8 protein-coding genes are annotated in these 13,074 nt (G+C 36.0%); 2 read left to right on the forward strand and 6 right to left on the reverse strand.

The window, feature by feature from the left end; all coding sequences use genetic code 11:
• Positions 1-180: 180 nt before the first annotated feature.
• The gene (locus BUB89_RS07710) at positions 181-786 is read left to right on the forward strand and encodes an REP-associated tyrosine transposase (RefSeq protein ID WP_073243668.1); all 606 of its coding nucleotides are present in this window, start codon (positions 181-183) and stop codon (positions 784-786) included.
• A gap of 479 nt (positions 787-1,265) precedes the next feature.
• Here BUB89_RS07710 and BUB89_RS07715 read toward each other — a convergent pair whose 3' ends face one another.
• From BUB89_RS07715 to BUB89_RS07725, 3 genes are read right to left on the reverse strand one after another with little or no spacing between them, the layout of a single operon-like run.
• Positions 1,266-3,308 carry a protein-disulfide reductase DsbD family protein gene (locus tag BUB89_RS07715; RefSeq protein ID WP_073243670.1) on the reverse strand — a complete coding sequence of 681 codons (2,043 nt, stop codon included), beginning with the start codon at positions 3,306-3,308 and terminating at the stop codon, positions 1,266-1,268.
• Positions 3,308-4,618 (reverse strand): tRNA lysidine(34) synthetase TilS, encoded by a 1,311-nt coding sequence (tilS, locus tag BUB89_RS07720; protein WP_073243672.1) that lies wholly within the window; start codon positions 4,616-4,618, stop codon positions 3,308-3,310. Before tilS ends, BUB89_RS07715 begins: the two co-directional genes overlap by 1 nt.
• An 18-nt stretch (positions 4,619-4,636) precedes the next feature.
• Positions 4,637-5,923: an anthranilate synthase component I family protein gene (locus BUB89_RS07725; RefSeq protein ID WP_073243674.1), complete on the reverse strand. Its 1,287-nt coding sequence runs from the start codon at positions 5,921-5,923 to the stop codon at positions 4,637-4,639.
• A gap of 359 nt (positions 5,924-6,282) precedes the next feature.
• Here BUB89_RS07725 and BUB89_RS07730 point away from each other — a divergent pair, with 359 nt between their 5' ends.
• The gene (locus tag BUB89_RS07730; RefSeq protein WP_073243676.1) at positions 6,283-6,663 is read left to right on the forward strand and encodes a DoxX family membrane protein; all 381 of its coding nucleotides are present in this window, start codon (positions 6,283-6,285) and stop codon (positions 6,661-6,663) included.
• A 66-nt stretch (positions 6,664-6,729) separates the two neighbouring features.
• Here the strand turns inward: BUB89_RS07730 and lpdA are convergent, their stop codons facing one another.
• The 3 genes from lpdA to BUB89_RS07745 all read right to left on the reverse strand — a co-directional run bounded on the left by lpdA (position 6,730) and on the right by BUB89_RS07745 (position 12,726).
• Positions 6,730-8,133 carry a dihydrolipoyl dehydrogenase gene (gene lpdA, locus BUB89_RS07735; RefSeq protein WP_073243678.1) on the reverse strand — a complete coding sequence of 468 codons (1,404 nt, stop codon included), beginning with the start codon at positions 8,131-8,133 and terminating at the stop codon, positions 6,730-6,732.
• A gap of 200 nt (positions 8,134-8,333) precedes the next feature.
• Positions 8,334-9,785, reverse strand: coding sequence for an FAD-dependent oxidoreductase (locus tag BUB89_RS07740; RefSeq protein WP_073243836.1), 1,452 nt, complete (start codon positions 9,783-9,785; stop codon positions 8,334-8,336).
• 16 nt (positions 9,786-9,801) lie between these two features.
• Complete coding sequence (locus BUB89_RS07745) at positions 9,802-12,726, reverse strand: FAD-binding and (Fe-S)-binding domain-containing protein (RefSeq protein WP_373862910.1); 2,925 nt, start codon at positions 12,724-12,726, stop codon at positions 9,802-9,804.
• Positions 12,727-13,074: the final 348 nt, after the last annotated feature.

The following is a 13,074-nucleotide window of genomic DNA, read 5'->3' on the forward strand; positions in this document are numbered from 1 at the left end:
TCACAGACTGACATACGCATCCTCAAAGTCAGAGACTTTGCGGAGCATGAATTTATAATAAGAAACGCTCTCAATACATTTTATTGAAAAAAATTTTCTAAGCTCCGCAATCCCGAAGCTTTCAGGACTGACTTTGAGGATGTGATTTTCAGTCTCTGACTGAACTTTAAAAAAAACTAAATGAAAGAAAAAGAAGGATATCTAATTCGAGATCAATCTAAAGCTCATTTTATAACCGCCACAGTTGTGGACTGGGTTGATGTTTTTTCCAGAAAAACGTACAAAGATTGCATCATTGAAAGTCTGGACTTTTGTGTCAAAAACAAAGGAATGATTTTGTACGGATTTGTAATTATGTCGAATCACATTCATTTAATCATTCAATCAGAAAATGGTAAACTATCCGATTTGATTCGGGATTTCAAGAAGTTTACGGCAAAATCCATTTTGAATAAAATAGAAACAGAACCAGAAAGCAGAGCCGACTGGATGCTAAAACGTTTCGAATTTGCTTGTAAAAGTCATAATCGAAATGAAAAATATCAATTTTGGCAGTATGGAAATCATCCTGAAGAAATTTTCTCAGAAAAGTTCTTTTGGTCGAAATTAGATTATATTCATTTGAATCCTGTTCGGTCAGGAATTGTTTCAAAAGCTTCTCATTATACTTATTCCAGTGCTTCTAATTATGTTGATGACAATGGAATTATAACAATCACAAAAGTAGATAATCCGGTAATAGATGTTTTGAAACCTCAATCGATAAGTACAATTTATAATTGGTAAAGAAGGTCCGAGACCTTTTATCACATCCTAAAAGTCAGAGACTTTACGGAGCACGATTTCTTTAAGTTGTAATATTCGCTTTCGGGACTGACTTTGAGGATGCGTTCGTCAGTATGTGATTGACTAAAATATAGATCCAAAATAAAGTCACTTGGAAACCGAAAATAACAACTTCAAGTCGGTTCAAAAAACAATGAAGGTCAGAGACCTTTTGTCACATCCTCAAAGTCGGAGACTTTGCGGAGCACGATTTCTTTAACTTGTAATATTCGCTCCGCAATCCCGAAAGTTTCGGGACTGACTTTGAGGATGCGTTCGTCAGTCTGTGACTGACTAAAATATAGATCTAAAATAAAGTAATTTGGAAATAACAACTTCAAAGTCGGTTCAAAAACAATGAAGGTCAGAGACCTTTTGTCACATCCTCAAAGTCAGTCCCGAAAGCTTCGGGATTGCGGAGCATAGATTGCGGAACACGATTATTTAAACTTCGCTATTCCCTCTTTCAGCCAGTTGTAATATTCCTTAACACCCACATAACTAATTGTTGGTTTTTCCGGATTTAAACTGTTTCCTTCTAAATCAGTCAATACATACAAAGGCTGTGTATTGGTTTTGTATTTAGAAATCATAAAATCAGTCCACTTATCCCCTATTGTTTCAATTTCTGAACCTGTTGTTGGGGAAATAAACTGCTGTGCTTTTGGCAATTCTCTCTTGTCATCCACATAAAGTGAAATTAGAACAATTTCGTTATTCAAAATAGGTAAAACGCTGGCGTCGGACCATACATTGTTTTCCATCTTTCTACAATTCACACAAGCATAACCTGTAAAATCAAGCATGATGGGTTTATTTACTTTTCTGGCATAAGCCAAACCGGACTGATAATCTTCAAAAACAACTATCCCATGCGGACCTATTTTGGCCCCATCCGGTAAATCCGTTTTAGTATTGCCTCCGCCAGAACCACCTAATCCCATTGGGCTTTCGCTGTATTGCATTGGTGGTGGAAAAGCACTGATTAACTTTAAAGGCGCTCCCCATAATCCCGGAATCAAATAAACAGTAAAAGTCAAAACCAGCAATCCCATTCCTAGTCTTCCTACGGAAATATGGGTCAACGGACTGTCGTGTGGCAAGGTTATTTTTCCAAATAAATACAACGCTAAGGTTCCAAAAATAGCAATCCAAATAGCTAAAAAGACTTCTCTTTCTAAAATGTGTAATTGCAAAACCAAATCAGCATTCGATAAAAATTTAAAAGCCAAGGCCAGTTCTAAAAATCCTAAAAATACTTTTACGGTATTTAACCAGCCACCGGATTTTGGTAAGGAATTCAACCAACCCGGAAATAAAGCAAACAACATAAATGGTAAGGCTAAGGCCAATGAAAAACCAAACATTCCCACAATTGGAGCTATTCCACCATTAGATGCTGCTTCAACAAGCAACGTTCCTACGATAGGTCCTGTGCATGAAAATGAAACAATGGCTAAGGCCAAGGCCATAAAAAGAATGCCTACAATACCGCCTTTGTCAGCCTGATTATCGACTTTATTTGCCCAGGAATTGGGTAACATAATTTCGAAAGCTCCTAAAAAAGAAGCTGCAAAAACAAGGAGTAAAACAAAAAACAGTAAATTAAACCAAACATTTGTTGACAAAGCATTCAAGGCATCGGCACCAAAAACCCCGGTAACAATTATTCCTAACAAAACATAAATTACAATAATGGAGACGCCATAAATAACAGCATTTCTAATTCCTTTAGCACGGGTTTTACTTTGTTTGGTAAAGAAACTTACTGTCATAGGAATCATAGGAAAAACACAAGGAGTCAGTAAGGCTGCAAATCCGGATAAAAAAGCAATAAAGAAAATAGACCAGATACTTCTTGAAGGTGTTGCTACAGTTTCAGCTAAAGTTGTTTTTTCAACAGCTTCCACTACATTACTTTCACCAAGACTTGGTACAACCGAATCTGTTTTGATAGCATCAACACGTTTTTCATTTGTAACAGGAATAACTTCAATACTGTCCTTTTTTACGGGTGCAACAACTGCCGTTTTAACAGCAGGAATCTGAAAATAAAATTTCTTAGACTGATTGATACACACCTCTTTACACACCTGATAATTAAGTTCAACTTCAACCTTATTCAACTTTGAATTAGTCAATTTAATTTCTTGCTGAATTTGAGCTTTTCCTTCAAAAAAAGTTTCGTTTACCTCAAAAATATCGTTGTAAGCCGTTCTGGTTTTACTCTCTTTGGCTTTGCCAATTAAATTAAAGTTTCCTTTTTGATTTTTAAAAACAACTTCCATTGCCAGCGGTCCTCCATCAGGAGTAAACTGCGAATACATATGCCAGTCTTTTTCAATTACACCACTAAAAGTCAACAAGAAAACACCTTCTGATTTTTGTTCGATTTTAGTAGTCCACTTAACTGGATCCAGAATTTGAGAATTTACATTGGTAAAAACCAAAAAAGCGGTGAGAATAAGTAATAGTTTTTTCATTATTGCAATGCTATTTTTAATATATTTTGTGTGGAATTATCTGTTCTGAATCGCTCATCCTGCCGGATGCCAACCACCCATACAATTTGATTTCCGGACCATAAAACCCAGCAATTTTCTTTTTCTAATAAAGATAATTTTTCGTCTTTAAAAAGTTTGCTCAGTTTTTTAGACTTTCCATTCATCCCAAATGGCTGAAAAGAATCACCTTCCTCCCACTTTTTTAAAACCAATGGATAAACTAATTGGTCTTCGTCCACAAATATAACTGAATTTGAAGCTCCTGAAATGTCGTCTACTTTGCAAAAAGCAAGATTTAAGGGAATATTAACTTCTCTAACATTTTTTTCTATATAATAAACCTGGGCTTCTTTCTCTAAAAGTATCGGACTTAAAATTAACTGCTCTCTGTCTTTTAGCAAACGATAATTGGGAGCAAAAACCTGTTTCCCTGATTGACTTTCTACCAAGCCATAAATATCCTCCCAGGCTGTAAACCCAAATTCATGTAACCATTGATACAAATAGGATTTATAATTGGGCAGCCTTAGTAATTGTTTTAAATCGAAAACAATCGTTTCTTCATCTTCTTTTGCCACTTGCTGATACACCATAATACTGGCATCATCAACTAATTCCTGCGATTCTTTTAAATACGACTGCGTTTTTTGAAAAGAATCCATAAACTGCGGATTCAGTTCTTTTAACAATGGTACTAAATGATGTCTGATTTTATTACGCAAATATTTATCGGAAGCGTTACTGCTGTCTTCACGCCACTGAATAGTATTCTCCTTAGCATATTGCTCAATTTCCACTCTTGTAAAAGGTAAAAGCGGACGAATTATTTTGTTATTCTGAGCCGGAATTCCAACTAAACCTTCTAATCCTGTTCCTCGACTCAGGTTAATCAAAAAGGTTTCTATGTTATCATCCGCATGATGTGCGGTAAGAATATAATCGTAATTTTCGTTTACAAGCAATTCGTAAAACCAATTGTAACGCAATTCCCGGGCTGCAATTTGAGTCGAAAGTTTGTAATCATTCGCAAATGCTTCAGTATCAAACTGAGTTAAAAAAAGCGGAATTTCATTTGCGTCAGCATACTCCTGAATAAAATGCTGATCGTCAAAACTTTCTATTCCACGTAATTGGAAATTACAGTGACACAAGTCAATAGAATAGTTTAATTGATGTAATAAATGAACCAAAACCATACTATCAATTCCGCCACTTACCGCCAACAACAATTTACTGTTTTCCAAAAAAGGAAAATTTTGATTCAGATGTATTTTGAGTTTTTCAAGCATGAATTAAAAATTTAGAAATTATTTTAAAACTTCAAACATTGCTTTGGCTTTAAGCAAACATTCTTCGTATTCCTTTTCAGGAACTGAAAGTGAAGTAATGGCACTTCCTACCGAAAAAGACAAATACTGATTCTCCTGATTATACAGAATGCTCCGGATAACAACATTAAAGTCAAAATCGCCCTCAGGTGTAAAATAACCTACTGCTCCACTATACAAACCTCTTTTCGTTTCTTCCAGTTCTTCAATAATTTTCATTACCGAAATTTTAGGCGCACCCGTCATACTTCCCATCGGAAAAGTATGTTTTAAGGCATCAACAGCAGTATATTGCGTATCCAGTTTTGAAGTAATCGTTGATATCATCTGGTGCACTTGCAGAAACGAATAGATTCCACATAATTCTGTTACCTGCACCGACCCTTTTTGTGCTGTATGTGATAAATCATTGCGAACCAAATCGGTTATCATGATATTTTCGGCACGTTCTTTAGCATCTGTGGCTAATTTATTTTTCGAATTTTCATCTTCAATTAGATCTGAAAATCGTTTAGCCGTTCCTTTGATGGGTTGAGAAATCAACAAATCGCCTTCTTTTTTTAAATAACGCTCCGGTGATGCAGACAATAAAAACTGTTTATGATTTTTAAAAAAAACAGCGAATGGCGGCTTTGAAATTTCATTCAGTTTTAAAAAAGTTTCAACAGGTTCAATATGTGCTTTTTCGGCATAGAATTCCATGCAAAAATTAGCTTCATACAAATCACCATGATGAATGTGTTCCAGTATTTTAGATACTTTTTCACGATAGGCTTCCGCTGAAATTCGTTGTTGAATATTGATATCCACCTTTAAGGTTTCAAAATCAGTTGCAACAGATTTAATTTCTTCCCAATCGGTTTCAAATTCATCTTCGCAAAAATGCAAATACCTGATTTCGATTTGGTTTCCTTTAGCCAGAAAAAGCTTTTTAGGCTGAAAGAAAAACAAATCCGGAAACTCCAAACCATCAAAATTAGCGGAACTTAAATTTTCAGTATCATTTTTTAAATCATAAGACAAATAACCAAAAATCCAGTCTCTGCTGCTTTGCTGATATTGTTTTAAATCTTCAAAAGCATTAAAATAATCGGTTTTTACAGCTGTAAAAGCATCAACAGCCAGAATCCAATCATAATTAGAATAGTCCTGCTCATACTGATTACTATCCATAAAAGTCACCTCTCTAAATTGTTGTGACCACAGTAAAAGCTGTTTTTTGAAATCAACGAGTTGCGTTATGTCTTGTATAAAAGATGTTCTCAAAGTAATTTTTTAAAAAAGTAAAATTACAACAAAAAGCGGACTTATTTTATTAGTTAAACAGCTTAAAGTATCTGGTACAACAATTTGTTTATTGCAATAAAATCTAACTTCCGAAATAAATAAATTATCAAATTAACAATTTAACGAATAATAATTACCCAATACAAGAAAAATCAATTCGATTTTTTGTAAATTTACTATAACATTAAAACAAGAGACTAGTTTCAACTTGTATTTACTGTTCAAGATTGCTGTGTTTTTTAATTTGCAACGGTTATTTAGGGAGAATTTATACGAAGGACGAAGGTGTCAACCGCAACAGATTTTTTTTTGATTGTTAACCCATAAACCTATATATCATGAAAATCGCAACCCTTATTGTCCGTTCTTTATTAGGAATATTATTTCTCTACACATCCGTTAGTTATTTTTTGCACTTGAATCCTGAACCCGCTACAACAGGAGATTTTAAAGCATTTCAGGTGGGCTTAGTCGCTTCAACTTATTTGATTCCTTTAGCTAAAACACTTGAATTATTATGTGGGCTGTCCTTTGTAACCGGAAAATTTACCACCTTAGCTAATATTGTCATTTTCCCTGTAATCATCAATATTTTACTGATCAATTACTTTTTAACTCCCGAAAGCCTGCCAATTGCAATTGGTATTTTTGTGGCCAATATTTTTCTGATTTACAGCCACTGGGAAAATTATAAAGGATTATTTAAAATGAATGGTTAAATATAAAAACAAGAAACCCGTCTCGTTAAGAATGAGACGGGTTTCTGTATTATAAAAACGTATATTTTAAACGTGTATTGCTCTGTTATCAGTTGCTGCTAATGCTGCTTCTTTTACCGCTTCTGCAAATGTAGGATGCGCATGAGACATTCTCGAAATATCTTCAGCCGAAGCTTTGTATTCCATTGCTACGACTGCTTCAGCAATTAAATCAGCTGTTCTTGCACCAATCATGTGAATACCTAAAACTTCATCTGTTTTCGCATCAGCAAGAATTTTTACAAAACCATCTAAATCAGCACTTGCTCTTGCACGTCCTAATGCTTTGAATGGAAAACTTCCTGATTTATAAGCTACTCCAGCCGCTTTTAACTGCTCTTCTGTTTGCCCTACAGCTGCAACTTCCGGCCAGGTATAAACAACTCCCGGAATTAAATTATAATCAATATGTGGTTTTTGACCCGCTAAGATTTCAGCAACCATTGTTCCTTCTTCTTCCGCTTTGTGAGCTAACATAGCACCACGTACCACATCACCAATAGCATAAATATTAGAAGCCGAAGTTTGTAAATGATCGTTTACTTCAACTTGTCCTCTTTCAGAAATTTTAACTCCTGCAGCTTCAGCGTTCAATCCATCTGTATAAGGACGACGACCAACAGAAACTAATGAATAATCCCCTTCCAGAGTAATTACTTCTCCTTTAGCATTTTCTGCTTTTACAGTCACTACATCACCAGCTCTTTCTACCGATTGCACTTTGTGAGAAGTGTAGAATTTCATTCCTTGTTTTTTCAGAACTTTAGTTAATTCTTTAGACAAAGAAGCATCCATTCCAGGAATAATTCTGTCCATGAATTCCACAACGGAAACCTGAGCTCCTAAACGTAAATATACTTGTCCTAACTCAATACCAATAACTCCACCACCTATAATTACAAGGTGCTTAGGTACTTCTTTTAAACTTAAAGCTTCCGTAGAAGTAATAACTCTTTCTTTATCAATTGAGATAAAAGGCAAAGAAGATGGCTTAGAACCCGTTGCTATGATAGTATGTTTAGCTTCGATAGTCTCAGATGTTCCATCAGCTTTTGCAACAGCAACATGAGTAGCATCTACAAAAGAACCTAATCCTTCAAAAACCGTAATCTTATTTTTGTCCATCAAATAGTTAATTCCACCGGAAGTCTGATCAACAACTGCTTTTTTACGGGCAATCATTTTCTCTAAATTAACTTTTACTTCTCCAGAAACTTCGATTCCGTGATCAGCAAAATGAGCAATTTCAGCATAATGATGTGAAGAAGCCAACAATGCTTTTGAAGGAATACAACCTACATTAAGACAAGTTCCTCCAAGTGTGGAATATTTTTCGATAATAGCTGTTTTGAAGCCTAGTTGCGCACAACGAATCGCTGATACATATCCTCCAGGTCCAGAACCTATAACGACTACGTCAAATGAATTCATAGTATATTGTTTTTTATTATTTTTTTAATTGTCGAAGAGCAAAAATAAGGAATTAAGTTTTGTTTAAAGTTTAAAAAATAAGATATTTTGTTAGGTTTTTGTATCTAATTAAAAAAAGAAACTTGCCTGGTAAACTACTAAATAAGTCCAAACAAATAAGATTTTTAAATTTTTAAAAATCCAATTGCTAGTTACATAAATTACCTTTTGTTTTTTAAACTTCTTCCTCTGGGTTCATCAGCTTTATGAAGTACAATTTCCGAATGTAAAAATTGTGCTGCTTCGGCAGAATAATGCACTTTAACAGCACTTCGTGTGAGCATTTCTGATTCGAAATCATTTAAAACATGTTTTCGTATTCCTTTTTCCCGCCAGTTGGAAGCAGGTTTACATCCTTTTCCTATGGCTCGTGCCAATGCCAGAGCATCAAGTAATGCCTGATTTGCCCCTTGTCCTTTAAAGGGACTCATAGGATGGGCTGCATCTCCTATAAGTGTCACTTTTTCAGATTTCTTTAATAATTCAGCATCAGGTAATTCGCGGTCATAAACCGGATAACCCGATATTTGAGCTTCCTGAGTGGCAGCTACAATCTGAGGAACAGGATCATGCCATTGCGTTCTTTTACAGGCTTCTCGCTTTAATGCTTCCGGTCCCTGAGCACTCAACACCTTAGCTTCATTTTCAGACATGGGAAAACTAAGCTGCCACATCACCGAATCAGCAGCATAAGGCATGATATAAATACGCTCATTTCCATTAGCCGTTTGAAATACTGTTGCCGAATCCAGCAAAGAACTGTCAACACCATCAAGAGCTTTCAATGGACAAATACCTAAAATCACAATACAATCTAAGTAACGCAAAGGGGTCACATTCTCACCAATTATTAACCTTCGCACCGCACTACGAATACCATCGGCTCCAACCACAAGATCTGCCTGAGCGTTTTTTACCGCACCGTTTACGTCAAATCTTAGATCGATACCACCATTTTCAATCTCTTTAAAATCAATTAAATTGTGTCCCCACTGTATCTTATCCTGACCGCCAAGCTGCTCCAGCAAGGCCAAACGTAACGACTGTCTTGCAATGTGTATGTTAGTTCGTTTAGGTGTTTTTTTAGTGTCTGACTGCATCCATTTTCGCATCCCCCATTCTCCGATGACTTTTCCATCAGTAGTATGCACCAAGTGTCTTGTAGAAATAACACCGACTTCTAATGAGAAAATCCCCAATCCCTCAATTGCTTTGCTGGCTTGCTGCAAGGTGAGTCCGTAACCCTGAGATCTGCTGTCAAAACCACTATCGCGTTCATAAACAGTAAAAGGAATTCCGCGATGGAAACAAGCCACCGCCAGTGCCACTCCTCCTATTCCGCCACCAATGATAGCAACATGAGGATAAGTGTTATCTTCCTGAGGTGGATTTATAGCAGCAACCAAACCCGATCCGGCACAATTTACACAGGAATCAAGATGCGCTTTAGGAGGAACAGGAGCCGTTCCTGTTTTATCTGATTTCTCAAATTGTTCTAAAGCCCGTTGATAACTAAGGCGTACTTTTTTAGTAATCCTCCGGCTTTTTTTGCCTTGTCCCTGACATTCTTTGCAAATAGTCCAATGAGTCGCTGTGCTTTCCGGATTTTTCATTTCGTGTTCTTCCAAATTATCGCAAACAACTTTTTAAAATTGTTACCGGATGTTGTGCTTTTCTGCTGGTTCCGTCAAAAATTTGATGGCGGCAAGAAGTTCCCGCAGCAGCAATTAAAGCATCTGCATCAGTGGTTCTGATTTTTGGAAACAAAGTATCTTCACCCATTTGCATACTCACTTTATAATGTTCTTCTTCATAACCAAAAGAACCCGCCATCCCACAGCATCCCGAATTATAAACGGTAACTGTATTATTTTTGGGCACATTCAGCATGCTAAAAGTAGCTTCAACGGTACTTAATGCCTTCTGATGGCAATGTCCGTGAATTTTTATTTGTTTAGCAGTAGTAGCAAATTGTCCCGCATGGATTTTTCCTGCTGTAATTTCTTTTTTGAAAAATTCTTCAATAGTCAAAACGTTTTTAGCTAATTGCTGAGCTGCAGTTTTATCTTCTGCTAATCGCAAATATTCATCTCTAAAAGTCAATATTGCCGAAGGTTCAATCCCAATTAACTGACAATCGTCTGAAATAATTGGTGCAAAAGTAGCTACATTTTTTATTGCAATCATCTTCGCTTCTTCCAGAAATCCTTTTGAGAGATAGGCTCTTCCGCTTTCTTCATGATCCACAATAATTACTTCATACCCTAATGTTGTCAACAATTCGAAAGCATCGATTCCAACATTTACATCATAATAATTTGTAAACTCATCACAAAACAACACTACTTTACCATTTGGATATTTCTTATTGTCATTGTTATTTTTCTCAAGCCACTTTCTAAAAGTTTGCTTGGCTAACAAAGGTACTTCTCTTTCCGGTGCTACTCCCATTCCCTTTTTTACAAAAGAAAGATTAGAAACAAAATTGGTAAATGATGGAAAAAGGCTTCCCATCTTATTCATTTTAGCATTATTGGCAAAGATTTTATTTCGAAAAGAAAAACCATTTGCTTTTTGATATTGGTACAAAAACTCCGCTTTTAAAGTCGCCACATCTACATTAGACGGGCATTCGCTGGCACAGGCTTTACAGCTCACACACAGTTCGAAAACCTCGTATAATTCCTTATGATTGAATTTATTTTCTTTATCCGAATGCGTTAAATATTCGCGTAAAGCATTCGCACGGGCACGGGTGGTATCCTTTTCGTTTCTTGTAGCCCGATAACTTGGACATAAAGTTCCTCCTGCCGAAGGTAATTTTCTACAATCGCCCGAACCATTACATTTTTCAGCCAGTCTTAAAATTCCCATACTATCCGAGAAATCCTGAATAGTTTGAATATCAGGTTCTATTCTGTCTGTTTCAAAACGGAAATTTTCATCCATTTTTAACGCATTGACAATTTTTCCCATATTCAAAACTGAATTGGGATCGAAAGCTAATTTGATGCGTTTGAGTAATTCATAATTTTTTTCGCCAATCATAAAAGGCAGAAATTCTCCTCTTACAATTCCGTCACCGTGTTCTCCACTTAACGAACCACGATATTTTTTGACTAAAATTGCTACTTCGGTAGCGATATTTCTAAATTGGTAAACGCCTTCTTTAGTCTTTAAATTCAAAACCGGACGCAGGTGCAATTCTCCCGCACCGGCATGTGCGTAATAAATAGCTTCCTGTCCATGGCGTTGCATCATAGCCGAAAAATCAGCGATATAATTTGGCAAATCACTTAGTTCCACCGCTGTATCTTCAATAGAATCAGCAGCTTTATCATCGCCTACAATACTTCCTAAAAGTCCCAAACCTGCTTTGCGAAGTTCGTTTACTTTTTCAATATCAGCGCCATATAATTTTACCGAAGCATAACCAAAATGATTGTCTTCTAAATCTTTTATCAAAGCATCCGCTTGTTTTTCAGCTTCTTCCATACTAATATAGGAAGCCAGTTCAAACATCATAATCGCTTTGGGTTCACCATGAATAAAAAACCGGTTCTTACTTTGCTCTTTATTGGTTTTTGTACAATCCAGAATCGTATCATCAATCATTTCGCAGGTGTACAAATGATGCTTCATCGCAACCATTACTGCCTCTAAACTTTCCTGAATACTATCAAAATGAGTCACCACCATGATATTATTCGTTGGAGGTAATTCGTCTAATTGCAAGGTTACTTCTGTTGTAAAGGCTAATGTTCCTTCGCTTCCGCAAAGCAATTTCCCTACATTTATTGTTGGTTCCGTTCCGCCAAACAAATCTGATTTTAATAAAACGTCAACGGCATAACCGGTATTACGTCTGTGAATTTCCGGTTTTGGAAATCCGTTTATAATTTCCTGCTGATGGGCTTCATTCGATAATTCCGTGTATAAATTCCTGTAAATCGAACTTTCGAGCGAATCACCTTTGGTCTTCTCCATAAACTCAGCCGAAGTAATGGTATTGAAAACCGCCAGCGAACCATCGGCTAAAACCGTTTTTATTTCAACTATTTTATCCCTTGTAACTCCGTAACGAATGGAAGTTGTCCCAGAAGAATTATTCCCAACCATTCCTCCTATCATACAGCGATTAGAAGTAGAAGTATTGGGTCCAAAAAAAACACCATACGGTTTTAAATACAAATTCAATTCATCCCTGATAACTCCGGGCTGAACCGTTACCGTTTTACTAACAGCATCAAAAGCCAGTATTTTTGTAAAATATTTGGAGACATCCACCACAATTCCGTCACCAATGGTTTGTCCCGCTAAGGAAGTTCCGGCGGTTCTGGGAATTAATGTTGTTTTATTTTCAATAGCATAACGCACTAATTTAACAATATCCTCAGTGTTTTTAGGCAGGGCTACCGCCAAAGGGATAATGCGATAAGCCGAAGCATCCGTAGCATATAAAGTTTTATGAAGATTGTCGTATAAAAGCGTTCCTTCTAAAGATTCAGCAAGTTTTTCCAAATGTTGATTCGATGCCATGTTGTCTAAGTTCATCCGTTGAGAACGGATTTCATTTTTTTATTATATAAGTTAAACAAAAATACAGCAATTAATTATTCATTTTCAATTAATCATTTAAAAAAATAACACTTAAAAGCGTAGCTGTATATTGTACAACCCTCAAATAATGACGACAGCCATCCATTAAATATTTATTAAAGAAAGTTCTGGATTTTAGTTTTCGAATAAAGTAGTTAATACACTTTAGTCAGGAACAATAATTATAACCCCTATATTTATTGTGCTGAGAGTGTACATTAAGTTATTTTGTTTGCTACTTTAGCCAATAAACCTGTTTCTGATGATTCACTGGGTATCGATGGGTAAAATTCTATTTTCTAA

The sequence above is a fragment of the Flavobacterium flevense genome (assembly GCF_900142775.1).
GTDB lineage: Bacteria > Bacteroidota > Bacteroidia > Flavobacteriales > Flavobacteriaceae > Flavobacterium > Flavobacterium flevense.

What these genes read in the sequence shown, in the direction of transcription:
- BUB89_RS07740 (WP_073243836.1), bottom strand. Translation starts at nt 9,785, where the DNA reads ATGAAAAATCCGGAAAGCACAGCGACTCATTGGACTATTTGCAAAGAA.
- lpdA (WP_073243678.1), bottom strand. Translation starts at nt 8,133, where the DNA reads ATGAATTCATTTGACGTAGTCGTTATAGGTTCTGGACCTGGAGGATAT.
- tilS (WP_073243672.1), bottom strand. Translation starts at nt 4,618, where the DNA reads ATGCTTGAAAAACTCAAAATACATCTGAATCAAAATTTTCCTTTTTTG.
- BUB89_RS07710 (WP_073243668.1), top strand. Translation starts at nt 181, where the DNA reads ATGAAAGAAAAAGAAGGATATCTAATTCGAGATCAATCTAAAGCTCAT.
- BUB89_RS07715 (WP_073243670.1), bottom strand. Translation starts at nt 3,308, where the DNA reads ATGAAAAAACTATTACTTATTCTCACCGCTTTTTTGGTTTTTACCAAT.
- BUB89_RS07745 (WP_373862910.1), bottom strand. Translation starts at nt 12,726, where the DNA reads ATGAACTTAGACAACATGGCATCGAATCAACATTTGGAAAAACTTGCT.
- BUB89_RS07730 (WP_073243676.1), top strand. Translation starts at nt 6,283, where the DNA reads ATGAAAATCGCAACCCTTATTGTCCGTTCTTTATTAGGAATATTATTT.